The following is a 24,403-nucleotide window of genomic DNA, read 5'->3' on the forward strand; positions in this document are numbered from 1 at the left end:
TGGTTCCTAGTTGGGCTGACCGGTGGAGCCGGCGCCCGGCTGCACGCCGGAATGGGTGTGGGTCTTGAGGCTCTTGCCACCGCCGACCACGTCGGTCGGGCTGGTGATGGTTCCGGTGACCTGCAGGTTGCCGGTGATGGTCACCAGCGGCGCCTCGATGGCCACGCTGGTGGTGGCCTTGATGGCCAGGGTGCCTGTTTTCTTGAAGTGCACGTAATTGCCCAGCGCGTCATAGAGGGCCACCTCCCCGTCTTCCAGGGTGCGCAGCCGGTACCGGCGATCAGCCACCACCAGCACCACGCCGTGCGACCGGTCGCCGTCCATGAAGCCGGCCACCACCTCCGCGCCCGGCATGGGCTTGGCCGTGAAGCCGAAGGGCTCCAGGTGCTCGATGGCGTCCTTGACCTCGCTGGCCAGCAGCCGCACCTGCAGCGACTGCAGCTTGCTGGCCGAGTTGGCGGCGAGCACGCTGCCCCTGGCCAGCAGGTTGGAGATCCGCCGGGCCAGCGGCGCGAGCATGTTGTTGTCAGGCATGGGGGTTCACTTCACGTCGGACCAGTTGCTGCCACCGGTCTTGGTCTTGGTCGGCTTGGGCACCTTCTGCCGGAAGCCATCCACCGGCCCCACGCGCAGCTGGGCGATCGCGCCGCTGTCGTCGAGCTGGTAGGTGACCTCGGCCACCAGCATCTCGGTGTCGAAGCCAATCAGCGGGTCGCGCACCTGCACGATCTGGTTGGGTTGCCAGAGCTGCCCATCCGCCTGGCGCCAGCCCGCCACGGTGTAGGTGGCCTGCAGGGCCTTGCCACGCCGGCTGGAGCGCTCGTAGTCGGCCCGGTCCTGGCAGCTGCCCTCGTTGGCCTGGCCGTGCTGCTTGATCAACAGCACCCGGCGCCGGGTGGCCATGGCATCGCGCACACGGGCCTCGGAGCCGGTCTGCCACTGCTCACCAGCGTCCTCGACGGTGGCTTCTTCTTCGTTGGTCTCGCTGCCGAAGGCGTCGTCGTCGCCGGCGCGCTGGCCACGGCAGATGTACTCGGAGAACACGCCGCTGAAGTCCAGCTGGGCCGAACCTTCCAGCACGTTCTTGCCCAGCTCCAGTGCGGTGCTGGCGCGGCCGGCCGAGCCAACATCGATGAACACTAGGTCGCCGGTGGCGTTGTCGGTGGACAGCAGCTGGCGCAGGCGCAGCAGCCGGTCGATGGACTCGAACACCGTCTCGCCCACCTGCACATGGTGCTCGGCCACCGGAGCGCCGGTGTTCACGCCCGGATCCACATACACCCGCACACCGTAGGGTGCGGCCAGGGCAGCGGCAATGGTCTCCACGCGCTGGCGGCGCCACTGTGCAGACGCCTGCACCGGCACCGCGACCGCCTTGCGGGCGCCCTGCCCTGCCCCGCCAGACCACCGGGAAGCCGGCGCCACCAGCGGGCCGGTGGTGATGGGGCAGCAGTCCACCAGGTCGGCCGTCTTGCTGCGGCCCTGCACGCTGACCGAGACGCTGCTGCCGTCGTAGCTGATGGGGGTGGCATCCACATAGCCGGTCAGCACCAAGTCGTCTCCGATCCGGACCTCGCAGGCGTCGCCCGGCACAACCCGGCGCTGCAGGCCGTCGGAGCCTGGCCAGCGGTCAGTGATGGTGAGGGTGAAGCTCCGAGCCTGGCGCTCGATGCCGGCCTCGATGCGCACCGCCTTCCAGCCACCGAACGCCAGGCCGTTGACCTGCAGGCTCACCAGGTTGTTGGGTTCGGTCATCGGGTGAGCACCAGGATGTCGCGGGGCGGCACAAAGCCGGGATGGCTGACGCGGTTGCGCACGACGATCTCGCCGTCGCGTGCCGCGTTCTCGTACAGGTCGTAAGCCAGCACCAGGGCTGGCAGGGCAGCAGGCGGCCGCAGCGTGGTCAGCCGGGCACTGGAGCGGGAGCGGGTGGTCAGGTCTTCCCAGACGCGGCTGCGGGCCGCCTGCAGGGCATCGAAGGCCCGGTCGTTGCTGGTGGCCAGCGCCTCGGCGTCGATGCCGGCCACCAGGTCGTTGCGGATGCCCACCACGTCCTGGTAGGCCTGGGACTGCGAGACGTCGGCCGTAGTACCCACAAAGCTGGAGGCCCCCACCGCCTGGGCCAGGATGCCCTGGCGCATGAGCGCCCGGACCGCCTGGGTGTTGGCGTCGGCCGCCCGCCGTGACGGCGTGGTGAACACCATGGCACCGCCCGGCGCCAGGCCAGGGCTCTGCGCCAGGCGCAGCAGCGAACGGGCGATGTCTCCCCAGCGTTGCTGGCCACCGCTCAGGTCGGACAGCCGCAGGAAGCCCAGCACCTCGTAAGCCAGCTGACGGGGGTTGCTCAGCAAAGCCGAGGTGCGGGCGATCAGGCCGCTGGCCGCGCCGGCGTAGTTCACCACCTGCTCACCAGGAAAGCGCGCGCCAGCGCCGATCAGGCCGACCGCGGCCCCCATCTCGGTACCGGCTGCAGCCGTCACGAAGTCCGGCTGGTCGTCCACGGTGAAGCTGGCGGCAAAGGCTTCGGCGGCCGCATCTTCCAGGTCCTGCGCGGCCAGGCGGGACTGCGCCGGCGTGGCGCTGGCCGCCGTGGGGAAAGTCAGCTCACCGTCTTCGACGAAGGTCAGCTGGGCACGGGCCAGGCCCAGTTCCTTATCGAAGCTGATGCGGGCCGGCGCGCTGAGCGACACCCGCATGCTGCCCAGCCACGGGTGCACCAGCGTGCCAGGCCCGGGCTCTTCCAGGGCGGACAGCAGCTGGTTGGCCCGGGCGACGTAGTCCGACCCGATCACATAGGCCGCCACCGTGAAGGTGCGCGTGGCCCGGCCCAGGTCTTCCGGGTAGGGCCGATCGCGCTGCGGGTACTCGTGCACCTGGGTGCGACGGCCGGCCTCGATCTCGCCGGAGTCCACCTCAAAGGCCACACCCCGGAAGCTGGCGGGCCGCAGTTGTTCGCTCAGTGCCATGGTGGTGCGTCAGAAGGGTCGGCCCAGCGCTGCGCTGCTGTAGCCCACGTCGAGGTTCAGAGGGATGTTGCCGTTGGTGGCCTGCTGCACCCGCATGCCCTGGGGCATGTTGTCGAAGCTGACCTTGACCTCGCCCTGCACCCGGCCAGCGTTGGCCGGCGCGACGATGGAGGGCCGCTGCGGCTGGGCCATGGGGTCTTTGTTGAAGAGGTCGTAAAGGGCGGTGCCCAGGGTGCCCTGGCTGTCGCCGGAGAGCATGCGGGCCAGTGGGTTGATGGCCTTCTCGTTCAGCCAGGTGCCGATCTGCCAGCCAGCAAAGCCAGCCGCGCCGACGGCCGCCACCTTGCCCAGCAGACCCAGCAGCACATTGGCAGCCGTCCCGGCCGTGACCATGGCCACGCCCAGCGCCTTCAACGAGACCACGGCCGATGGGATAGCCGCCACCGTCATGGCGCCCAGGCTCCAGGTCAGACGCAGGACCGAGCCGGTCAGCGCCACCACCGATGCGATGGCGCCCGCGTTCATGAACAGCACCAGGGCGATCAGCGCGTTGCGCGCACCGCCAAAGAAGTTCACCAGGTCGCGCACGCCGGTCACCAGGCCGTTCACACCCTGCGCCACCGCGTTCCAGTCGATGCGGGCCATGGACTCGCCCATCTGGGCGATGAAGGTGGACACGCGGGTGGTGATCAGCTCGCGGTTGGCAGCGGCCCACTGGATGGTCCGCTCGATCATGGGCGAGAGCACCGGCAACAGCTTGGCCGTGATCTGGTAGCTGTAGCTGTTGACCACGTTGCGCAGGTCGTCGAGCTGGTCGCCCAGCTCGGCGCCGCGCTGGATGGCGTCCTCATCGATGCCCAGGCCGAGCTGGCGGTACCGCTCGGTCAGCTTCTGGATGCCTTCCTGGCCGTCATTGAGCAGCGGCGCCAGGGCCTGCCAGCTCTTGCCGAACAGGGCCGTGCCCATGCGGGCCTGCACGGCGGCGTTGCGGTTGCGAGCGAACAGGTCTGCCACCTCGGGCAGCAGGTCGGCACCGCTGCGCAGCTGGCCGTTGGCGTCGCGCAGGCTGATGCCGGCCTTGCGGAACAGCCCGGCCAGTTCCTTGTTCTTGCCCGAGGCCGCCGCTGCGATGCCCTGGTTGAGCCGACCGATACTGGCCGCGCCCGCGTCAGCCGCCACCCCACCCATCTGGAACAGGTACACAAGGCGCTGCCATTCCACCCCGGTGACGCCGATGCCGCGCGCGGTGTCGTCGATCTGCCCGGTGACCTCGGCAAAGCCCAGCACCGCCTGCTTCAGCCCGGCCACCGAGAAGCCGGCCAGCGCGGCCGACAGCACGCCCACCGGCAGACCGAGGGAGGTGGCGGTGTTGACCGCCGCACTGCCCATGTCGGCCAAGTGCTTGCGCGTGGTGCGGGTGGCCAGGTTGACCGACTTCAGCGTGGACAGCAGCGACTTGGCCGAGGCGGAGATGACCGCCTTCAGCGCGAACTTGTCAGCCATGGTGAACCCTCAAGGTGGGGAGATGGCCGCCGCAATGCGTTCGGCCTGGGTGCGGTAGAGCAGGTAATCGGACGCCGGCAGCGCCATCACGGCGGCCGGGTCCATGCGCCAGAAGTAGGCGAGGTCGAAGACGTCGCGGGTCAGTCGCTCGATGGCGCGGTCGTCTCCTCGCCATCGGTCATCTCGAAAAAACCCATCACCGCCGCGCTGCAGCGGGCGAAGTCGCCCGGGTTGAGGGCCTCGACGCTGCTCATGGGGATCTGCGCCAGGCGCGAGACGTAGCGGCCCACCACCTTCTGGCGGATCTCGACGCCGACCGACTGGCCGTCGGTGCTGGGCACCAGCAGGGTCGGCAAGCCGATCTCCATGATGTCCTTGGTAGTGGGCTCGCGCAGGGTCAGCTCGCTGACTTCCTCGCCGTGGGCGTTCACCGGGCGCTTGAGTTGGACGGTGACGCTCATTGCCACTGACCCTTGCGACCGCTGAACTCCAGCTCGGTGAGGCCGTCGTCGGCCTTGGCCACCGGCTCACCCTCCAGGTAGGCACCGGAGAGGGTGTAGACCGAGCCGTTGGGGAACTCGGCCGTGATCGTCATGTCGGTGCCCTTGCTGACCTTGTCGCGCGGGAAGTTCGGCACCAGCACGGCCGAGACCTTGACGTAGGGCCGCTGGGCGGTTTCCTTGAAGCCGGCCGGGCCCGCCACGCCCATGACGGTTTCCCGCATGACGTCGCTGATGGGGCACTCGACGCCCCCCTGCACTTCGAGCTGCTCGCCGTCGACCTTGATGTAGCAGATGCCTGCAACGCGTGCCATGTTGTTGTCCTTTCAGGGTTGAGGTCAGTACTGCAGGCGGAACTGGTTGAGCACCGCGAAGATGCGCAGCTGGTTCACGTAGTCCGGCGGCAGCAGCACGTCCAGGCGGTTCGGGTTGTTGTTGTTGCGCTCGACGATCAGGTTGGCGCGGAAGGCCTCGCCGTTCTCGACGATGCCGTCGAGCTCCAGGTCGGCGTAGGCCGCGATCAGCTCGCCCCGGATCACGTTGGGCGTGACGATGGCCTGGCCGGCGCCAAAGCGGGTGCCGTCGTTGGCCAGCTTATGGCGCGGGTACTTCTGGGTGATGCGGCTGCGCAGGTAGCGGATGACGTGTGCAGACGTGTGCAAGGTCTCGCTGTCCAGGTAGCTCGGATCGGCCTGGCCGAAGGTGTTGCGCTGGTAGGTGGTGATGGCCCGCTCCACACGCAGCACACCGCCGGCCACATAGCTGGTGGCAATGCCGTTGTTCAGCAGGGTCTGGCGCTCGTTGAAGATGAAGCGCTTGCCCGGGCGCGGCGTCAGGATGCCGTTGAGCTGCAGGGTCTGGGTGGGCCGGGCCACGTCCACGTTCAGCGCGGCCGCGTTCACGCCGCCGTAGGCCGCCGCGTACTCCCACACCGGGTTCGGCGTGTCCACATCCACACCGGCGATGGTGTGGTGCTGGCCGTTGCGCAGGACGCCCGCAGCCTGCAAGGTGGCCAGGCTGCCGCGCTGCGCGGTGTAGGCGTGGCCGTAGATCTGCCGGTTGTAGGCCCAGCGGCCGGTGGTGTCGTTCAGCTCGGCGTCCAGGGCGTCCAGGCTGGCGCTGTCGGTGTAGGGGTGGATGATGTAGTCGTACTCTTCATCGCCCATCGCGGTGATGACCGTGCCGGTCAGCGTCGGGTTGGTGGCGCCGCCGGTGAGCAGACCGCTGCCGCTGTAGGCCAGGGCCACACCGGCGGGCAGCAGCTCGCCGCCCGCCTGACCACGGAAGCTGTCGGTGATCTGGATGTCGTTGCCGGTCAGGCCCTTCCAGCGGCAGGTGACCGTGACCACGTTGGTGGCGACGCTGCTGGTGACCGGCAGGCCGGTGGCGGCGTTGATGGCCGCATTGATGGCGGTGGCGATGGCGTTGGCCGAGTCGGCTGCAGCCACACCCACCTGCACGCGCTGGCCAGCGATGTACAGGTTGATGGTTCCGGCGGCCGTGGCCGGGCCAGTCACGGTGATGGTGCCGGAGGCGGCCACGCCGGCGCCGGCGTCAGCCACGGCAATGCACCAGACCTCGCCGGTGCTGTCCTGCTGGCGGTAGATCTCGTGCATGCGGGCCAGCATGGAGCCCACGCCGAAGAGCTGCTTGGCCTGGTCGCTGGAGGACACCAGCAGCGGGGTATTGAAGGCGCCGCTGCCGGCGGTCAGCTTCTGACCGATCAGCAGGGTGCGCTTGTTCTGGGTGAAATACCCGGCCTGGCTGTTGTCCATCTCCGCATAGAAGAGCGGGACGCGCAGGTTGGCGGGGATGTTGTTGAACGAGATCGACATGGCGGATTACCCCTTCTTCTTGGCGAACGGCTCGGCTGCGGGAATCTGGCCCACGACCACATCGCCATCGGCGACGCGGCGCTGCCAGTACTGGGTGAACTCCACCTCGCGCCCTTCGGCGGGCAGGTGGTCACCACGATCAGGGTCCGCCACCTGGCGGCCCTGGGCGGGAACGAGAAACATGGGTGGCTCCTTCGGTTGAACGGATCAGGGCAGGCGGCCGGTCGGCGGCACCGGCACGGTGTGCTCGATGCGGCCGTCCGGGCCGGGGTAGCTCAGGTTCGGGTCGGCCGCCGGTTCGACCAGGTCGAACTTCATGTCGGCACCCTGGAAGTCGGGCAGCTCGGCCAGCGCGGTGCCCTGAAAGCCGTCGGACGGCTCGATCTCCATGGCCGTTGTGAACTCGAACCGCCACCACAGCCGGGCGCGATCGATGCTCAGCAGGTTGCCGCCCTCGTAGGTGATGGCGTCGTAACGCTCCTCCGGCTGCCAGCCCAGCAGGGCGCTCCAGATGGCTGCGCGCATGTTGTGCACCGCGTTGCCGGATCCCTGCCCTCGCTCGTCCTGGCGGTTGTCCAGGGCTACCACCACCTCGAAAGACTCGGCCAGCGGCTGGCGGATGCCGTTCTGCGACCGCGACTCTTCCGGGCTGTCTTCCAGCGGGATGACAAAGGCACAGGGGGTGAGCAGGTTGGTGGTTTCGGTGACCGCTGCAAACTGCGCAGCACCAGCCACCCGTCCGGTGAGCGCCGGACAGCGCTGCCGCAACTGGTTGATGATCAGATCGATGTTCATGGCTATCGGGGCACCAGGGCGTTGCGGAGGGCGGCACGCGCTTCCTCGCGAACCGTGCTGGCCTTGTTCTGGAGGGCTTCCTCCATGTAGTTCGCGCGCGGCTCCAGGCCGGTCTTTTTGCTGCCGTAGAACAGGAAGGCCGGGTAGAACACCCTGCCCTTGATCGAACGTGGAGCCACCTTCACCCAGCCGCCATTGCTGCCGCGACTGACCACGCCGATGGCGCGCGACAGGTTGCCCGTGCGACGGCCCGGGGTTTCCCCTGGACGCGAGACCGAGCGCCGGGCCAACAGCCTTCGGGCCTCTTTGCGCACAGCCGCCGCACCGGTGTTCAGTGCGGCACGCATCTGCCGGCGGTCGTAGTCCACAACCTTGTGGAACTCCAGGCCGACCTCGACCTGCAGGCCGCCCAGCGCCTGGCCGCTGACGTACCTGGCCTTGTTCATGCGGCTCATGTCGTGGGCCCGATGTCTTTGGTGGTCAGGCGAACCCACTCGCGTGCGTCGCCCACGTTGATCGCATCGATGACCCGGAAGCGCCGGCCCAGCACATCGACCACATGGGTCTGGCTGATCAGCTCTGCGCGCACCTGGTCGGAGTAGCGCATCCAGATGAAGTGGGTCGGCTGCTCGCCGATCTGCTCGCCCTGCCGGACCACCAGGCCACGGATGGGATCGAGCTTGACCCAGCGCTGCACGCCGGCGTCGAAGGTCTGGTCCAGCCCGAACATGTTGTTGGGCTGGTCGATCCAGACCCGCAGCCGGCCGAGCCGGTTGAGTTCGCCTGGATCCATCACAGCCCCCAGATGCGGTAGGGCGACAGCAGCGCGTCGGCGAACTCGTTGGGCACCCGCGGCTTGTCGGAGCTGGCGTTGCGCATGGCGTACATGTCGCCGATGGCCAGCAGCATCCACTGCCGCAGCGGCCGGGGCACGTCGGCCGCCGCGCCGCCGTAGCCGGCCTTGTAGGTCACCGTGACCGCGTTAATGCGGTCCTGCGTCTCGGGCCAGGCCTTGCCAGGCGCCGGCACCAGGTAGCCCGGCTCGCTGACCCGGTCGAGCAGATAGTCAGCCGGGTCCAGCGTCTGCTGCACGCCGGCCGGGTCGATGTAGCTCACGCTCTGGACCGACAGCACCGGCGGGCGGCGCAGCTCGATCACCTCCGGGAAACCGTCCAGCGTGAGCAGCAGCGGCGTCTCGATCAGGGTGCGCTCGGTGCGGTCCTCGCAGGCTTCGCGGGCCACCGAGATCAGCGCGGCGATGTAGGCGTCCTGCACGCCGGCGTCCTCACGCAGGTGCGTGAGCACTTCGGGCAACGTCAACGGCTCGGCCACCGGTTGGCCGGCACGGCGGGGGAACGGATTCATCGGCGTGGCCTGGTGGATGAAGATGAAGTGGGCCGCACAGCCAGCGGCATGCGGTTGGATCGGATCGGGCCAGCGGCTGCTGGCGTTGTGGTGCTGCGAGGCGGCGCGGCCTGTGTTCGCCGAAAGCCGCGACCAGCCGGTGCCGGCGTCTGTGCTGGCGTGACCACCAGCGCGGCCATGGCGCTGCCAAGGGCATTCCCGTGCGACACGAGCTCCACCGACTGCCGCAGCTGGGCAGAGCCACCCGCGATCGACACCGCACTGGCAGCCACCACGAGCACCACACTCAGAGAGCCCTGCGCCTGCGCCCTGGCCAGCGCCGAGGCACTCAGCGGGACATCGAGTGACAGCACCGCGCTGGCGGCGCTGCGCGCGCTGGCCGCTGCTACAAGACCGGAGTTGCTGGCCACGCTCAGCGGCACGTTGGTGGGCCCGGCCTGGCCACCGCCAGCCGAAGCCAGCCGAACCTGCAGCGACAAGGTACCGGAGCCTTGAGCCACCGCGAGAGCACTGGCCTGCAGCGTCACCGCCAGGGCCAGCTGGGCACCTGCCGTGGCGGTGGCAGCAGCGGCTGCAGCAAGCGGTGCGGCACGAGCCAACGAGGCGCCGGCGCCCGCCTGGGCAAACCCGGCCGACTGCAGCTGCACGCTGCGCACCAGGTCAGCAGTGCCAGAGGCCTGAGCGCCACCAGCCGAGGCCAGCGCCACCGCCTTCTGCAGCGCGGCCGAGCCGGCCGCCTGGGCGACGGCAGCAGAGGCCAGCGACTTCGCCAGGGTCAGAGCAGCAGCACCCTCAGCAACAGCTTGAGCTGCAGCGGCCAGGGTGACGGAGCCGCCAAGCGGCGCAGCAGCTGTGAAGAAGTCGTCGGTCAGCAGGATGCCGGCCTCGCCAGCGTCCCACACGTCACTGCCACCACGAACGCCCGCAGGCAGTTCGGTCTGGGCGAACTTGACGGTCATGGCTTACCCGTGGGCGATCTTGCCCTGGCCTCGCACAGTGCCTGTGGTGGTGGTGCTGCAGAGCATGACCATCATCAGGCACGAATCGTTCGGAATCTCGGGCAAGCCGAGCTGAGCCCAGTCGAACTGCTCGTACTTGTTGGCGATGTTGGCATTCACCACCGTGCGCGGGCGGGTTGCGGTCACCCCGAAGCTGCCGGCGGTACCGGTGCTGGCCGACAGCGTCACGCTGTTCACGGCGCGGATGAAGCGGCCTGGCACGGCCGACACCAGCGGGATCATGCGGCTGGCCACCACCGTACCGCCCACAGCGACCAATGCCAGGTTGCCGGTGCTGCCGTCGTCGTAGGTCACGGCGACCGTGGCGTTCGATGCGGTGGCGCCGGTGCTGGTGTACCACTCCAGCCACCACTGCACGTCGCTGTAGTTGGCATCGCCACGCCGGGCCGCTGGCAGGCCGCCGCCCAGGGTCGCCAGGTCGATGCCAACCGTCTGGGCCGTGGTCACGATGCCCGACAGGCCGCCCATGTCGGCCAGCCGGTCGTGGATCTCCACGCTGGTGGCTGGGTTGCCGGCTGCGATGGTCTGCCAGGCGTAATAGCTGGTCGCCGGCGCGGTCTGGTTGGTGAAGCCCATGGCCCCGGTGCGGGCGCTGGTGGCCAGGGATGCAGCTCCGGGAATGGCCCCCTGGCCCGGCGTTCCGGTGGCACGCCACAAACTGAAGATCTGACCCGCCACCGCACTGCCGATGCTGGCCTTGTCCCACACGATGCGGCTGTTGTTGTTGCTCAGGGCGTTGATCAGCTGGTCGCGGGTGGTGATGGCCATGGGAGGTGACGCCGTTCAGTTGTCGATCTGGAAGGTGAGCGACCCGGCCGGGAAGCTGACCGTGTCGCCGCTGTTGATGGTCTTGCTGACCGTCAGGGCCTGGCAGATCCAGGCGTTGCCGCCGCTGGCCGCGTCCCACCAGCGCATGGAAACCACCGTGCCCCAGCTCGCGCTGGGTGTCGGGAAGGTGATGACGCCGTTGTTGCTGGTGGTGCCGCTGGTGCCTGAGCTGGCCGTGGTACTGGCCGCCGCCTGTGTGCCGGCCCATGTGGACAGGCCAGCAGCTACGGCCACGCGGGCGTAGCCACCACCGGCCACCTCGGTGCCGGTGCCAGTCTCGGTGCAGGCGACCGTGTCCAGGCCGATGTGCCAGGTGGCCGGTGCGCCGATGGCCTGGCCGCGCACCATGGCGTCGACAAGCTTGTTCTCGGCGAAGTCGGTCAGGGCGCCGGCGTGGGCCGGTATGACAGCAACCCAGACGAGGGCCAGCGCCAGGAGAGTGCGTACTGCGCGCATGTCAGCTCACTCCGTGCCGGACAGAGGTTGCTGGCCGCCGGCGGTATCACCGCCAGCGCCTTCCTGGTCACCTTTGGCGTCGGCCGACTCGCCAGCGGGACGGGTCTGGGCTGCTGCGCGGGTCTTCTGCACCCACTTTTCTTCGAGCGCGACGCGGATCAGGTCAGCATCCTCGGTGGTGATGACCTGGTCCTTCTGAAACGACTCGACACGCACACCCTGGTGCGCCCAGTCGAAGGGCTTGATGACTTTGAGCTCCATGAGGTTCTCCGGGAAAAATGAAAAAGCCCAGCCAGCAGGTGCTGGCCGGGCTGGCCTTGGGTCGGAATCCGCTCAGGGAGATCAGGCGGTCGCGATCTTCAGCAGCTTGATCGCCTGGGTGTTGCGCAGCTTGCCACCCACGCGCTTGCGCACGTAGAACTTCACGAAGCCGGGCGTGGTGATTTCGTCGCGGGTCATCCGCATGCCGACGCGGTCGGCGATGAGGTAGCCCTCCCGGAAGTCACCGAAGGCCAGCGGGAAGGAGTTGGCAGCGACCACCGGCATGTCTTCCGCCTCGATCACGCGGTAGCCCATGAAGGCATCGGGCTGACCAGCAACGACTGCGGGCTGCCAGAGGTACTGGCCATCGGTGGCCTTGTACTTGCGCAGCGACGACAGCGTGATCTTGGAGGCCATCCAGACAGCGTTGGCACGGTACCGGGCACGCAGGCTGTAGACCAGGTCGTGCAGCACATCGAGGCTGGCCGGCATGGCTGCGGCCTGGCCGCTGGCGACGTACTGCAGGGTGCCGAACGCGCGGGCACCATCGGCGGTGGCCAGCGGCGCCGGGCCGGACAGGAAGCCGGTGGGGCGGTTGGTGCCGTTGCCAGCCACGAAGGCTGCGCCCTCGCCCTGAGCGATGGCTTCTGCGGCCGAGGAAATCAGCCAGTTCTCGACGTCGAAGAACAGGTCATCGAGGGACTCTTCGGAGGCCTGCGGACGGGCGCTGGCCATGCCGAAGGTGGGGGCAACCTCGGCCATGTCCGGAGTGTTGGTCTGGTTGCGGGCACCGGCTTCACCGACCCACTCGAAGGCTGCACCGTTGACGTCGAACAGTTCCTTGTAATCCGGGGTGCCGACGGTACGCACGGTGGCCAGCTGGCGAATCGGCGAGATGTCCACCGACAGGCGGGCGATCTGCTGCTCGATCTGCTCCGGCAGGGCGAAGCCACCCGCCGAGCCGGTACCGGTCACGGTCTGGGCCGCACGGGTCTCGAAGCCATCGTCGTCACCGAAGGCTTTGGCGGACACCTTGCGCAGATCCTTCGCGCGTTGCTGCAGGGCGGTCCGCCGCTCGGGGTCTGCCGGGTTGCGCAGCCAGCCCAGGAAGGCGGTCTTGTAGGCCTCGGCCTCCGGGCTGGCCGGCTTGTCCGAGCTGCCACCGGCGGCACCCGGGCGCGACATCTTGGTCTGCAGCTTTTCGAGGTCCGACTTCAGCTCGGAGAGCCGATTCATCTCGGCGTCCATCTTGGCCAGCTTGGCGTCCAGGTCGCCGGTGGACTTGCCTTCCTTGAGGGCGTCGAGTCGCTTGTCGTTGGTCGACTTGTACTCGGTGAAGGCGGTGTTGATCTTGTCCAGCGCGTCGGCGATGGACTTGATCGAGGGTTCCTCGCGCTTCTCGTAGCCGGCGGGCGAGACGGCCAGCCGGGCCTGGAACGCGCAGAAGTGGGCGGCCATCATGGCCAGCATCGTCTTTTTCATGGTGGAGGGTTCCTTGAAGGAGGGTCAGGAGGAGAGAGAAGCCAGCAGCCGGTTGGCTGCCTTGAGTGCTGCCGCCGCTTCCTGAGCGTCCCGCTCATCTGCAGCAATGCGTTTGGCCTGGGCCACGAAGGCCTTGGCTGCGCCTTCGGAGAGCCCCGCATCCCGCAGGGCGCGCTCCAGCTGGCGCACGGTCTTGAGCTCGGCGATGTCGCCGGCCTTGACGTTGGTGATGCGGGCCGCCTGGTTGGCCGGGAAGGTGACGAGAGACACCTCCCACAGATCCACCTCGGTCAACGTGCGCACATCGGTGTCGCGGTCATATGCCCACTGCTTGGACATGAAGCCGATCGACAGTCCGTTGAGCGCGCCCATCTTGAGCAGCTCGTGGGCTTCCTTGCCGCGTGCGGTAGCAAGGGCCAGCTGACCCTTGATTCGCAGGCCCTTGGCGTCTTCGACCATCTCGGTCCAGACGCCGATGGGCTCGCTGGATGAGTGCTGCCAAAGCATGGCGGGCATGGTTCCGGCGGCCTTGTGAGCAGCCAGGCTGGAGGCAAAGGCGCCAGCGGCGATGACGTCGTCGTAGGCATCGCGCACACCGAACATCGAGCCGTAGCCCTCGACGGTGCCGTCTTCTCCAGCAGCCTTGATCTGCAGCGGGAAAGCCCGGATCTGCCGGCCCTCGCCGGCTTCACGCAACTCAAGCTGCGGGGTCGCTCGGTGGGTCTTGCGGAGCATTTTGTGTTCCTTGGGTCATGTTCATCGGTGTCAACGGCTCGTCGAGGCCAGGCAGCGGGTCTTTGCCTTCCTCGTCCCGGATCTCGTTGCGGGTGTAGATGCCCATCTCGGTCATCGTTCGGTTGTACTGAGCGCGGTCCTTCATGGCGCCGGCCCTCAGGTAGCGCGTGTCGAACTCGGCATACAGCGGCCCACTGCCGTCGAGCAGAAACTCGTCGATCTGCTGCGTCCAGGCGGTGTGCCACGGCATCAGGGTGTGCACCAGGTGCGCGGCGAAGAAGGCTTCGGAGCTGGCGAAGGTGGCCGACTTGTCCGAATGGCCGACCATGATCGGAAACACACCGTAGGCTCTGCAGATCTCTTCGATCTGCAGGCGGCGCGTCTCGACGTGCTGCGCATCGACCCCGGTCATGGTGATCTGCTGCCAGCTGGCGCCGTTGTCCAGGATGAGCGGATCGCCGTGCTTCTCCTTTGTAGCCATGGTCTTTACCCAGCGGGTCAGCTTTTCGTGCTGTTCCTGGGTCAGCGTCTTGTCGACCTTCCAGGCGCCGCTGGGCCGCAGTGCGTTAGCGTGGAAGCTCTCCTGGCTGCGCTCCGTGGCGATGGCCAGGCCGATGGCAGACCTGGCCAGAGCGACCGCGTTCAGGTGCTTGTGCCACTGCCACTGGAGGTTGTTGAGCACGAACACATCGTCCGGCTCGAACTCGCCGATCAGGCCGAACTCGTCCCAGCAGCGGTACCGCAGCTCGTAGCGCGACACCTTATGCACATCCCACTTGCCGGGCTCGACGGGGATGAGCTCCCGCACTCTGCGATTGGCACCGCGGACCTTGATCGAGAGGCCTGCACCGCAGAGCGCTGCATGGATGGTCATCATCCGGCGCCATGCAAATGAGGTCTGCCACTCGTTCGGTCGACGGGCCAGCAGCCGGTACTCGGGCACGTTGGTGGCCAGCTGACGCCGGCTGTCCTCGGTGTCGCGGTAGACGTGCAGCTTGGGGGTGGCACATCCATCCGCGATCGCGCGAACGCAGGCCAAGACCGTCGTCACCTGCAGCGCTGTCTTGTCGCTGACCGCATAGCCCGCGACCATGCCCCCGATGCGGTCGTCGATGAGACCCGCGATCTGGTCATAGGTCAGCTCCTTTGCGCGGCGACCAAACGTCCAGTTGAAGATCTTCACTCGGCGGTTTCCCAGAAGGATTGTTCGGTGTCTTGACCAGACAGGGCTCGGCCGAGCGCCATCAGCATGGCGATCGGGCCGTCGATCTTGTTTTCCGGGCGCTCTTTGGTGGGCGACCGCAGCTCGTTGAACTTGCTGACCTTCACCACCAGGTTGCTGACCATCCAGGCCATCACCGGGTTGCCGTCGTGCCGCAGCTTTCGCTCGTGCACCAGGTTCTCGACCTGGATCAGCGGCGGCGTGAAGAACATGGCGCGCTGCGCAATCTCCACCAGCGGGAGACCTTCCTCGATCAGCTTGCCGGCGAAGTACATGGACAGCGCCGGGTCGAAGGCGATCTCCTGCACATCGAAGGTCCGGCACAGCTCGCGCAGGTCATCGGCGACCACGTCGAAGTCGGTCAGGTCGCCATCGGTGACCTGCACGTAGCCCTGCCGGGCCCAGCCGGTCAGGTGGGCGTTCCCGCTTTCCTGGATGGCCAGCTCGTTCAAGTACAGACGTGTGCACACATGCCAAACGCCCTCTTTCTCGAAGGCGATCGACAGCGCGGCGAAGTCCCGCTTCTGGGCGAGGTCCAGGCCGATCCAGGCGCGGGCGCCGGCGAACTGCTGCAGATCGCGCAGCGCCGGGTCGGCGCAGCGCTCCCAGGCGCGCATGTCCATCCAGGGCGATTCACCGGACACCCACACGTTGAGCCGCTTCGTCAGGAAGTTGCTCAGCGCGCTGGGCATGGCCTCGGCCTTGCGGGCCTGGGCGGCCATCTCGTCCGGCATGACCGAGACGCCCCAGTTCGGGTTGGCCTTGGCCCAGGTGGCGGGGTCGAAGTAGTCGTCGCCCTCGTCGATGGTGAAGATGATCCCGAACACCCGGTCGTCGCGGACCACGCCTTCCAGGATCTTGGTGATGTGCGTGCGCCGCTCGTAGCAGATGCCGCTGCGGTCGGTGCCGGCGGTGGTGATGGTCCACAGCAGGGACTGCTCACGCGCACCGCGCGCGGTGTCGATCACGTCGTACACCGCCCGCGTCTTGTGGGCGTGCAGCTCGTCCAGCAGCGCAAAGTGCACGTTCAGACCGTCCAGCGTGCTGCCCTCGGCGGCCAGCGGCGCTGCCTTGCTGGCGGTCGCGGCCACGGTCAGGGTGTGCTGCAGGATGGCCACGCCGAGATGCGTGCTCAGCCCGGGCGACCGGGCCGCCATGGCCTTGGCGTCGTCGAAGACGATGCGCGCCTGGTCGCGGGTGGTGGCGGCCGTGTAGCACTCGGCGCCGTGCTCACCATCGGCGGCCAGCATGTACAGCAGCAGCCCGGAGCCCTTCGCGCTCTTCCCGTTCTTGCGCGGCTCTTCCTCGTAGGCTTCCAGGAAGCGGCGCAGCCCGGTCTCGTGGTGTACCCAGCCGTAGACCGTGGTGATGATGAAGCACTGCCACGGCTCCAGCTGCAGCTTGCGGCCTTCGCGCGCCCACTTGCCCTTGATGTGGGGCAACAGCTCGATGAAGGCGCAGGGCCGCTCGGCCCGGGCCGGGTCGAACACCCAGGGCCAGTCGTCAGAGACGCTGCGCTCCAGGTCATCGAGCTGGCGCTGGCAGGCCAGCCGAACCCATTTGCATGCCGGGATCTTCCCGGCGATGACCGACCTCGCGTACTGGAGGCTGGCCTCGACGTACCGGTTCATTGCAAGGTCGGGGCGGCAAACGCGGCAAAGCCAGTCGGCTTCGTCGGCGTCTGCTCGAAGCCCGGCAGGTCAGGCTGCAGGTAGTTCGACGGCTGCACACGCGCGCGGGCGGCCGGGCTCAGGCCGAAGTGCATCAGGTGGCGGTGGACCTGGAGGCGGTGGTTACCGATCAGCTGGACGATCACGCTCTGCTGCTCGTAACCGCTGGGCGTCTGCGTGCGGCTGGCGCGGTACACGGCCTCGGCGTAGTCGACGCCCTCATCCGCCTGGATCTTGGCGACCTTGCCCTTGAACGCCTCCTCGAGCTCGGCCAGCCGGCCGTAGGCCTGGCAGTACAGCGCAAGGGCGGCTCGGTCGATCGAGCTGATCAGGCCCAGCTCTTGGAGGTGCGGCGTGATCCGTTTCCACTCCTTCGCCGCTTCCTTGCCCAGGTGCCTGGGCGCCGGCGGCACCTCGATGCGCGGGTTGACGCCATCGGCCAGGTTCAGGGCACGCTTTCCCGGATTGCCTTCCAGGTGCTTGAGGGCTGAAGGCTTCGGCAGCGGCCCGCGGGTTCCAGACATGTTGAACTTCCTCGGGTGGTGGGTGGGAGAGGTACCCCCCCTCCCGAAACTTGCGCGCGTAAAAAAAGGACTAAGCGGTCGGTTTCCGCCTGGTCGGCCCAGACTTTTGACCGCCCCCCGGGGTCACCCCCTGGCCCGGCGCTGGGCACGCAGACGCTCGCCGAGCGACTTCTCCTCGTGGCAGTCGTGGCACAGGCCCTGCACGTTGCTGTCGTTGTCGGTGCCGCCCTCGCTCAGCGGGATGACGTGATCTCGCTCTGTGGCCAGCGTCACGCGGCCGAGCTGCGAGCAGCGCACACACAGCGGGTTGTCGCTGAACAGGCGCGCGCGGGCTTCCTGCAGCTTTCGTCCGGTCATCCGCTTCGGCGCGTCGACCTTCTTCCGCCAGTCGGGCTTGGGGTGCTTGTCGCATCGCCCTGTGCCATCGCGCACCAGGCGGCCGCAGCCAGGATGGGTGCAGGGCTTTGGAGCAGATGCCGGCATAAAAAAACCCCACGAGGGTGGAGGCTCGTGGGGTTTGGCCGATGTGCGAGGTGTCAGGGGACACGCTCGCTGCAGGTTGCCTGAACTCTACCCAAAAAGTCTAAGGTGTAAAACTCCCTGCAGCCTGCTCGCGCTCCTGGGCATGGTTGCGCAACCAGGTGGCCACGTCGTGGTCGATCTGTTCCAGCCTGGCCTTTACGGTGGACTCGGCACAGCACAGCGCCACAGCCGCCCGCCGGATGCCCGAGTCTTCCAGGTAGACCAGCTCGACGGTGCGATGCAGATGCGGCTTGCCCGCCCTGAGCGACTGGACGGCCTTGTCGGTCAGCACATCCTCGGCGTCGTCCACGTTCACTGATGCACCAGGCCGAAACCCACCACCATCCACCGCCAGCCGGGTGAAGGCGGCCTGTGTCGGGTAGCCCTGCCCGCCGATGTCCCGGCGGCTTCGCCATGCAGCCCAGCGGATCAGCCGCTGGCGCACCCAGTCAATCCGTGCCATCGGTCACCACCTTCTGGGCCTGCGGGCCCCACATGATCAGGCTGCGGCATCCGAACTGAAGGATGACCCTGGCAAGCTCGGCCTCCACGTTGGGCAGGTCAAAGGGCGTGCCGACCACAAACCCCCGCTCGATGGCGTAGAAGCTGTTGGCCTGACCCCTGATGCCGGCGCGCACCAGCTGGTATGCCAGGTTGCCGATCTGGTCGGCCTTGCGCTTGATGGCCGCGTAGGTCTCGGGCATCTCGTTCCGGATCTCGTCGATCCGGGCGCCGACATCCACACCCCGGCCGTCTTTCACTGCTGTCCCGTCCATCCGTCCACCTCTTTCTACTGATCTCATGAGACACACACAAAGCTCGTGCACGCGTGTGCACACGAGCGCCCACATCCGCCTGCCCGCATTCATGGGGATGTGATCTGCCGCCTGGCCATGCGGCGGCTCCGACTGGCCTGGTGCTGCTCACCGTTGCCTGCCGTGGCCTCCATGGGATGCGTGGACGTGTGGACGGCGGTCCTCACGCATGCACCCCTGGCCGCGCTGCTAGGTCATCGGTGCATGCAAGGACGTCCCCACCACGGCACCGCACCGACGGCCGCGAATCGCGCCTCCCGCCGTCGATCGATACCGCGGCGTATCCAGAGCCACGACCTTTTCCGCAGCAGCGCGCTGCGATCCCTGGTCAGAACGGCTCATCGTCCTCGCCTCCATCCCAGCCGGCAGCCCGCGCAGGCTCAGCTGGACCTTGTTCGGGTGCCTTCGCAGGCACCTCATCACCCTCATCCGGTTTGGGCGGCCACTCCTTCGGCTGCCGGTAACCCCTGCGCCTCTGGCCGGTGGACTCCCTGCAGGACTCCCAGCCCTGCGACTCCAGCCACCCACGGATCTGCCCTTCGAGCAGGCTGGTCGACTTGGCCTCATCCGAGCCCAGCGCCCGCACCAGCATGGGCAGCGTCACGAAGTTGGTGAGGCTGTTCAGCTCGCTCGACGCCCTGCCCTCGCCCTGGTTCGATCCCTCACGGGTCAGCAGCTCGTACAACCGGGCCTGGACCGATGTCTCCACCAGGCGCTTTTCCTGCTCCGGATAGAAGAACTCGACCTCCTCTTCCCGTGTGGGGTAGTAGGGCTCGCCTGCCTGGAACAGCGTCAGGGCCTCAGCGAACAGCTGGCCGCGCCACTTCCTGAGCCAGTCCGTCCGCACCGGCTTGCTCACCCACACCGGCCAGAAGCGGCGGTTGCCGGTCAGGTCGTACAGGTACTGGCGCTTGTTCGTCGTACACCAGATCACGCACTGGCGCGGGTGCGGCTGCACGAACCGACCATAGGCGCCCCGGAACCTGTCCACCGTCGACGAGAAGAACTGCTTGACCTGTTCGCTGTCGGCCCGGCGCAGGGCAGTCAGCTCGGCCAGCTCATAGGCCCACAGGCCCTCCAGCTGCTCCATGCCGTCCTTGCCGTTGCCGATGTCGAAGTGGGTGTCGCTGAAGTACTCCTCGCCCACCAACACCTTCACCAGCGTGGACTTGCCCACACCGGCAACACCTTCCAGCACCGGCGAATAGTCGAACTTGCAGCCTGGCTGCATCACCCGGGCCACATGGCCCATCAGGATGTAACGGCCGATCAGCTCCAGATACCTCCGCTGCCGCTCCGACAGGGTCGCAGGGTCTATCTGCAGCACATGCATCAGCCACTTGCCAAGCCGAGGCTTCTCGTCCCACTCCAGGCTGCGAAGCCAGTCGCGGATCGGGTGGAAGCGCCTCGCATCCGCCACAGTGTCGATGGCCTCGGCCAATGCCGCGCGGCTGGCCGGCTTGATCTTGTAGGTGCTGCACAGCCAGTCGCCCAGGCGCAGGTCATCGCTGTCCGTCATGGGTCCAGCCTTCGGGCGCCAGGGCCAGGGCACCATGGTGGTGGGCGCGTTGGTCAGCTCGCTGAAGCCCAGGCAGTCGGCCAGGGCCGGCGCCTTGCGCAGGGCGGTGATCACCATCTTCCGGTTGACCCCCAGCTCCCACGGCTTGCACTTCGCCTGCTCACACAGGAAGTCGATGTGCGCCTGGAACGCATCCTCCTGGTCACCAGCTTCAGCGAGGGGATCGCGCGCTGGCGGCGGCGCTGAGCCCGCCCCACCCGCCTGCGGACCCGGGTGATCGTCGGCCGAGGCCTTGCCCTTGTCTGCAGGCAGCGGTGGCAACCCATGGGCCTGCGAGAAGAAGGCGAGCACGCGCTCGCCATCCCAACCGTCGCGGTTGATGGCATCACCACAGTCCCAGCCGTCGTCCACCTCGCCTGGCTTCGGGATCGGCAGCCACTGCACCGTGCAGCCGTGTGCATCGGCCAGCTGGTGACCGATGCGCAGCATCGCCTCAGTTCCTGGTTGCTTCTCGGGCGGGAGCAGCGGCTTGGCCTGCTGCAACACCGCCTGGGCGGCCGGGTCCGGGTTGTCCTTGCGCTCGGTCGGCGTCAGCTTCTCGCGCTTCGCATCGCAGTCCGGCCAGAGCAGCACATGGCTGCCGGCCAACGGCGACCAGTCGGCCTTGTCCCAGGCCTTGCACCCGCCTGGCCAGCTGGCCACGCAATACACACCGGGCGTGGTGGCGTCCAGCAGCTGCTGCAGGGCGTCGCCCTTCTTCTCGCCTTCCACCAGCACCACCGTGCGACCTGCCGGCAGCTCGTGCGCCGGGAAGTACAGCGGCCGGGGTGCATCGAACTGCCGCCAGTGCCATTTGGCCGCGCCATCGCGCGCACTCACGCACCAGGTGCGCGGCAGCGTGTCCTTGCCACCGTCGCTGGTACGAAAGCGCACCACGTACCCATGCAGGTCCGCACCGTGCCGGTACTCGGCCACGTGCTCGATGTCCTCCTCATTGCGGTGGTAGTGGTGGAACTTCGCCTGTGGAGTTCCAACCGGGACAGGTCTGACGGTCTTCCAACCCTCGTCCTCGACTTTGGGCTTTGACTTCTGGGGCGGCGCGGGTGGACGGGCCGGTGCTACATAGTTCGGATCGCGCTGCACACCCGCAACATCCTCCAACCCATACTTACGAGCGCACTCCACGGCAGCCTTGCCCATCGACAAGCCTTTGATAGCGGCATAAAGGCTCACCAGATCTGGGCCCTTGTGTTCGGTGTGAAAGTCCGCCCACCGTCCCGTCTTCAGGTTGACGGAGCAGCTCTTACCCTCATCACCCCGTATGGATCCGCAGATCCATTCGTGGCCGTGGCCTTGGTTGCTGCGTTTGCCGCCCTTGAGCCAGTCGGGCACGATGCTTTCCGACATAGACAGCAGTGCATCGGCCAGAGCCTTGAAGTTGATGGGGGGCAGCGGTGATCGCTCGGTCATGCGCCGCCTCCCGAAGGGTGGCAAGCCTTCGCCCCAGCCGGCGTCTCCACCACCGGCAGCTGGTTCCACATTGGCAAGTTGATTGCTCCTAGGTCAGTTCGCCCACACGTTGAAGACCTGCGCCAGGTCAACAAAGCCGGCGCTCTGGTCCACCATGTCGGCGGGCGCGTACTCGAACACCGGCCGGTTGCGGTACGGCACCCGCCGCTCACGCACCTTGCACAGCGCCCCGTAGCGCTTCATGTTCTTCACCGTGTTGGTGGCGTCGCCCATCGCCACCTTGGCGTGGCGGGCCATCTCGGCCACGGTGGGCGCCTGGTCCGGCTTCATAAGGTGCCGGGCTGCTTCCAGCAGCGCTTGTCGGATCTCTCCCGGTGGTCTCATGGCTTCACCTCCGGGGGCCGGCCGGCCTCGTACTGGGCCTGCATGTGCGACATGAGCTGCTGCCCCGCCGCCACCAGCTGCGACCACTCCTCCTGCACCCGGTGCAGCTCGTTGGCCGACACCCGGCCGTCCGCCGCTGCCTCGGTCACGCTGCCCACCACCTCGCCAAACTCTTTGGCCAGCACCGCCACGCGCAACATCGCCCCGCTGTCGCCACCAATCAAGGTGGGCATGGGCAACACCAGGCAGCCGCACTCTGCCGCGAAGGCGTTGAGCACCCGCAGGTCTTGCGTCAGCACGCTCATGGACACCGCGTCGGCCAGGCCCAGCTTGGCCGAGCCGGTGCGGTTCACCTCGTGCCGCAGGGTGGTGGCGTTCTTGCCCATGCGCGGGGCCAGCGACTCCGCGCCGCCAGGGTAGGCCTGCACCAGCTGGTGCGCGGCATCGAGCACGGCGCTCACCGCACACCCCCGCCGTGGTGATGGCGCGCAGCCGCCGCTCGGCCCACACTGGAGCCATGACGAAGAGAAACCCCACAGCCCCGACCCAGCGCCTTGCGGCTCAGGGAGGAAAAGCCAGCGCCTCGGCCGGGCCAGCGCGTGACGTGCGCCAAGCAGGTGGGAGAAAGGGCGGGCCCGTCCAGACCCTTACGATGGTGGTCCCCACCCACATCGTTCAGGAAGGACGGACCCATGAAACGAGACATGGACCTGATTCGGCGCATGCTGCTGGCCACAGAAGCACTGACCGACGGCGGGCTTTCGGAGTTGGAGGGAGTCGATCCACGTGTGTTCGCAGAACACGCGCAGTTGATGGTCGAGGCTGGACTGGTCGAGGCCCAGGTGGCACGAAGCCAGTTCATACCGATCGATGCGTACATCTGCCGGTTGACGTTCGCGGGGCACGATTTCCTCGAATCGGCCAAGAACGATGGGACATGGGCAAAGGTCAAGGCCCACGTTTTGAAGTCAGGCAGTTCGGTCACGTTCGACCTCCTGAAGGATTTGCTCAAAGCCGAGATTGCGAAGGGCTTCCCTTCCATCAGCTGACCTGGTCAAACGCTCCCGCAGCGATATGGCTGCTGCCAGCAAGCCGGCCTTGGCCGTATCGCCCATGGCGGCAACATCCAGTGCTGACGCTGGCCACCTCACATGGCTGCCTGCCATGAGGAAAAGTTCAGCGGCCAAATCGGCAAGCACTTCAGCGGTGTCCAACTTGCGTGCCTCAGCCATGGGCTACCCCCTGCTCTGTCTCTCCGATCTCCGGAGCACCGTCACTCCCGACAAGCTCAGGCCAGATGCGGTGCCAGTCGGTCGGACGCAGATGCCAGCGCATCACCTCCCCGGACGTACCCTTTTCGACGGCTGCGCACATGTCGACAGGCACCCCTCGCTCGATCCAATTGGCCAAGCGCTGGACCGAAACGCAAAGTGCCGAGGCCAGCGGTGTAAGCCCGTGCTGAGAAACATAGCGTTTTAAGTGACCCATGCCTTTATTACACACCATGTGTAGCCATGAGTCAACGGCATGTTTTCACAAGCTGTTAAACAATCTGAACATGCACGACAGCTACACACGCATGCTCGAAGCGGCCAGATTGGCGACGAAGACACCTGACATCGGATCAGGAGAGTTGGGCCGTCTCCTCGGTGAATCCCAGCAGACCGTCAACAACTGGAAGCAGCGCGGCGTGTCTTCTCAGGGAGTCGTGAAGCTTGCAGAGAAGCTAGGCATCAGTCCCGCCTTCATCACCGCTGGAGTCGGCACTATGTTGATTCCCAGCATCGAAGGCATGGTCGACGAGACAGACAACCCAGTACACGCGGAGAGCTTCGTTGGAAGGGATGTGATGTACGGATTGGGGCGCTCCCAGCCCAGAACCTCATCCGCGGATTCATCGCTCCGCCCGATTCTGGCTTGGGAGCATGAGCAGGACTTGCCCGCTGGTGAGTTCGTGATGATCCCGAGACTCGATGTCCGTCTTTCTGCAGGCAACGGTCATGAACAAGTCGAGATCGAGTTCACCAAGGCCATGCCGCAAGCATTCAGAGCCGAATGGATCCGAGAGCAAAAGCTCAAGCCGAGTAAGTTGGCTGCAATGACTGCCGACGGCGACAGCATGGAGCCTGCCATCTTTGATGGGGACAGTCTGCTCATCGACACGTCCCAGACTTTGGTGCAAGACGGCCGTGTGTATGCCCTCTGGTACGACGGCGGCGAGCGGGTGAAGCGCTTGTTCCGATTGCCTGGCGGCGGTCTTCGCATCACCTCCGACAATCCGCAGCATCCCACGATTGAGGTTGGTGCAGCATCAATAGAACATGTGCGAATTCTTGGCCGCGTAGTTCACAGAAGCGGGCGCGGCGGACTTTGACCATGCAGTCCCGGCTGATTGCTCCGCAAGGAATCACCTAATGCCAAATCAACCCAGAGCGACCGGGCTCGAAACAGATCCGTGCCCCGGACTTTGCATCGAGCGCGGCCCCGACGAGCGCGGTGTTGGCAGATGGGTTCCAGAACAAAAGCACGAGC

Annotated in this window: 30 protein-coding genes; 2 read left to right on the forward strand and 28 right to left on the reverse strand. The window is 67.0% G+C overall.

The annotated features are described in order from the left end of the window. Positions 1–6 precede the first annotated feature (6 nt). The 27 genes from WD026_RS08275 to WD026_RS08405 all read right to left on the reverse strand — a co-directional run bounded on the left by WD026_RS08275 (position 7) and on the right by WD026_RS08405 (position 22,332). Complete coding sequence (locus WD026_RS08275) at positions 7–534, reverse strand: phage baseplate assembly protein V (protein WP_425723139.1); 528 nt, start codon at positions 532–534, stop codon at positions 7–9. Between the two features lie 6 nt (positions 535–540). Further along, positions 541–1,755 (reverse strand): phage baseplate assembly protein, encoded by a 1,215-nt coding sequence (locus WD026_RS08280; RefSeq protein WP_425723140.1) that lies wholly within the window; start codon positions 1,753–1,755, stop codon positions 541–543. Then, positions 1,752–2,966, reverse strand: coding sequence for a DNA circularization protein (locus WD026_RS08285; RefSeq protein ID WP_425723141.1), 1,215 nt, complete (start codon positions 2,964–2,966; stop codon positions 1,752–1,754). Before WD026_RS08285 ends, WD026_RS08280 begins: the two co-directional genes overlap by 4 nt. Before the next feature lie 9 nt (positions 2,967–2,975). Further along, complete coding sequence (locus tag WD026_RS08290) at positions 2,976–4,469, reverse strand: hypothetical protein (RefSeq protein ID WP_425723142.1); 1,494 nt, start codon at positions 4,467–4,469, stop codon at positions 2,976–2,978. A 140-nt stretch (positions 4,470–4,609) separates the two neighbouring features. Then, complete coding sequence (locus WD026_RS08295; RefSeq protein ID WP_425723143.1) at positions 4,610–4,930, reverse strand: phage tail assembly protein; 321 nt, start codon at positions 4,928–4,930, stop codon at positions 4,610–4,612. Next, the gene (locus WD026_RS08300; protein WP_425723144.1) at positions 4,927–5,283 is read right to left on the reverse strand and encodes a phage tail tube protein; all 357 of its coding nucleotides are present in this window, start codon (positions 5,281–5,283) and stop codon (positions 4,927–4,929) included. Before WD026_RS08300 ends, WD026_RS08295 begins: the two co-directional genes overlap by 4 nt. A 24-nt stretch (positions 5,284–5,307) precedes the next feature. After that, the gene (locus WD026_RS08305; protein ID WP_425723145.1) at positions 5,308–6,804 is read right to left on the reverse strand and encodes a phage tail sheath subtilisin-like domain-containing protein; all 1,497 of its coding nucleotides are present in this window, start codon (positions 6,802–6,804) and stop codon (positions 5,308–5,310) included. Positions 6,805–6,810: 6 nt separating this feature from the next. After that, positions 6,811–6,987, reverse strand: a complete 177-nt coding sequence (locus tag WD026_RS08310; RefSeq protein WP_425723146.1) for a DUF2635 domain-containing protein — start codon at positions 6,985–6,987, stop codon at positions 6,811–6,813. A gap of 24 nt (positions 6,988–7,011) precedes the next feature. Next, positions 7,012–7,599, reverse strand: coding sequence for a phage tail terminator protein (locus WD026_RS08315; protein ID WP_425723147.1), 588 nt, complete (start codon positions 7,597–7,599; stop codon positions 7,012–7,014). A gap of 2 nt (positions 7,600–7,601) precedes the next feature. Further along, positions 7,602–8,045: a hypothetical protein gene (locus WD026_RS08320; RefSeq protein WP_425723148.1), complete on the reverse strand. Its 444-nt coding sequence runs from the start codon at positions 8,043–8,045 to the stop codon at positions 7,602–7,604. A 5-nt stretch (positions 8,046–8,050) separates the two neighbouring features. Next, complete coding sequence (locus WD026_RS08325) at positions 8,051–8,392, reverse strand: phage head completion protein (protein ID WP_425723149.1); 342 nt, start codon at positions 8,390–8,392, stop codon at positions 8,051–8,053. Next, positions 8,392–8,964 (reverse strand): head-tail connector protein, encoded by a 573-nt coding sequence (locus WD026_RS08330; RefSeq protein ID WP_425723150.1) that lies wholly within the window; start codon positions 8,962–8,964, stop codon positions 8,392–8,394. Before WD026_RS08330 ends, WD026_RS08325 begins: the two co-directional genes overlap by 1 nt. Beyond that, on the reverse strand, positions 8,961–9,923 hold the full coding sequence (locus WD026_RS08335; protein WP_425723151.1) for a hypothetical protein: 963 nt from the start codon (positions 9,921–9,923) through the stop codon (positions 8,961–8,963). The genes WD026_RS08330 and WD026_RS08335 overlap by 4 nt, the downstream gene beginning before the upstream one ends. Positions 9,924–9,926: 3 nt before the next feature. After that, the gene (locus WD026_RS08340; protein WP_425723152.1) at positions 9,927–10,751 is read right to left on the reverse strand and encodes a hypothetical protein; all 825 of its coding nucleotides are present in this window, start codon (positions 10,749–10,751) and stop codon (positions 9,927–9,929) included. Between the two features lie 15 nt (positions 10,752–10,766). After that, the gene (locus WD026_RS08345; RefSeq protein WP_425723153.1) at positions 10,767–11,267 is read right to left on the reverse strand and encodes a phage tail fiber protein; all 501 of its coding nucleotides are present in this window, start codon (positions 11,265–11,267) and stop codon (positions 10,767–10,769) included. A 6-nt stretch (positions 11,268–11,273) separates the two neighbouring features. Continuing rightward, positions 11,274–11,528 (reverse strand): hypothetical protein, encoded by a 255-nt coding sequence (locus WD026_RS08350; RefSeq protein WP_425723154.1) that lies wholly within the window; start codon positions 11,526–11,528, stop codon positions 11,274–11,276. Positions 11,529–11,609: 81 nt separating this feature from the next. Continuing rightward, positions 11,610–13,010: a phage major capsid protein gene (locus tag WD026_RS08355; RefSeq protein WP_425723155.1), complete on the reverse strand. Its 1,401-nt coding sequence runs from the start codon at positions 13,008–13,010 to the stop codon at positions 11,610–11,612. Positions 13,011–13,034: 24 nt separating this feature from the next. Further along, a complete protein-coding gene (locus WD026_RS08360) occupies positions 13,035–13,745 on the reverse strand; it encodes an HK97 family phage prohead protease (protein ID WP_425723156.1) in 711 nt (236 codons plus the stop codon). After that, positions 13,708–14,928, reverse strand: coding sequence for a phage portal protein (locus WD026_RS08365; RefSeq protein WP_425723157.1), 1,221 nt, complete (start codon positions 14,926–14,928; stop codon positions 13,708–13,710). Before WD026_RS08365 ends, WD026_RS08360 begins: the two co-directional genes overlap by 38 nt. Then, positions 14,925–16,598, reverse strand: coding sequence for a terminase large subunit (locus WD026_RS08370; protein ID WP_425723158.1), 1,674 nt, complete (start codon positions 16,596–16,598; stop codon positions 14,925–14,927). The genes WD026_RS08365 and WD026_RS08370 overlap by 4 nt, the downstream gene beginning before the upstream one ends. Beyond that, positions 16,595–17,161, reverse strand: a complete 567-nt coding sequence (locus WD026_RS08375; RefSeq protein ID WP_425723159.1) for a phage terminase small subunit P27 family — start codon at positions 17,159–17,161, stop codon at positions 16,595–16,597. Before WD026_RS08375 ends, WD026_RS08370 begins: the two co-directional genes overlap by 4 nt. 123 nt (positions 17,162–17,284) lie before the next feature. Beyond that, positions 17,285–17,518 (reverse strand): HNH endonuclease, encoded by a 234-nt coding sequence (locus WD026_RS08380; protein WP_425723160.1) that lies wholly within the window; start codon positions 17,516–17,518, stop codon positions 17,285–17,287. A gap of 226 nt (positions 17,519–17,744) precedes the next feature. Then, the gene (locus tag WD026_RS08385; protein WP_425723161.1) at positions 17,745–18,146 is read right to left on the reverse strand and encodes a hypothetical protein; all 402 of its coding nucleotides are present in this window, start codon (positions 18,144–18,146) and stop codon (positions 17,745–17,747) included. Further along, on the reverse strand, positions 18,133–18,426 hold the full coding sequence (locus WD026_RS08390; RefSeq protein ID WP_425723162.1) for a hypothetical protein: 294 nt from the start codon (positions 18,424–18,426) through the stop codon (positions 18,133–18,135). Before WD026_RS08390 ends, WD026_RS08385 begins: the two co-directional genes overlap by 14 nt. 400 nt (positions 18,427–18,826) lie before the next feature. After that, positions 18,827–21,487 (reverse strand): VapE domain-containing protein, encoded by a 2,661-nt coding sequence (locus WD026_RS08395; RefSeq protein ID WP_425723163.1) that lies wholly within the window; start codon positions 21,485–21,487, stop codon positions 18,827–18,829. Between the two features lie 93 nt (positions 21,488–21,580). Continuing rightward, positions 21,581–21,817 (reverse strand): hypothetical protein, encoded by a 237-nt coding sequence (locus tag WD026_RS08400; protein ID WP_425723164.1) that lies wholly within the window; start codon positions 21,815–21,817, stop codon positions 21,581–21,583. Between the two features lie 50 nt (positions 21,818–21,867). Continuing rightward, the gene (locus tag WD026_RS08405; protein WP_425723165.1) at positions 21,868–22,332 is read right to left on the reverse strand and encodes a phage regulatory CII family protein; all 465 of its coding nucleotides are present in this window, start codon (positions 22,330–22,332) and stop codon (positions 21,868–21,870) included. 231 nt (positions 22,333–22,563) lie between these two features. On the opposite strand from WD026_RS08405, the gene WD026_RS08410 reads away from it, so the two are divergent. After that, complete coding sequence (locus WD026_RS08410) at positions 22,564–22,920, forward strand: DUF2513 domain-containing protein (RefSeq protein WP_425723166.1); 357 nt, start codon at positions 22,564–22,566, stop codon at positions 22,918–22,920. 175 nt (positions 22,921–23,095) lie between these two features. Here WD026_RS08410 and WD026_RS08415 read toward each other — a convergent pair whose 3' ends face one another. Next, complete coding sequence (locus tag WD026_RS08415) at positions 23,096–23,377, reverse strand: transcriptional regulator (protein ID WP_425723167.1); 282 nt, start codon at positions 23,375–23,377, stop codon at positions 23,096–23,098. A 52-nt stretch (positions 23,378–23,429) separates the two neighbouring features. On the opposite strand from WD026_RS08415, the gene WD026_RS08420 reads away from it, so the two are divergent. Then, positions 23,430–24,245, forward strand: coding sequence for a LexA family transcriptional regulator (locus WD026_RS08420; protein ID WP_425723168.1), 816 nt, complete (start codon positions 23,430–23,432; stop codon positions 24,243–24,245). The last annotated feature ends 158 nt before the right edge of the window (positions 24,246–24,403 follow it).

The organism is Hydrogenophaga sp. R2, from assembly GCF_049843595.1.
Taxonomy (GTDB): domain Bacteria; phylum Pseudomonadota; class Gammaproteobacteria; order Burkholderiales; family Burkholderiaceae_C; genus Hydrogenophaga.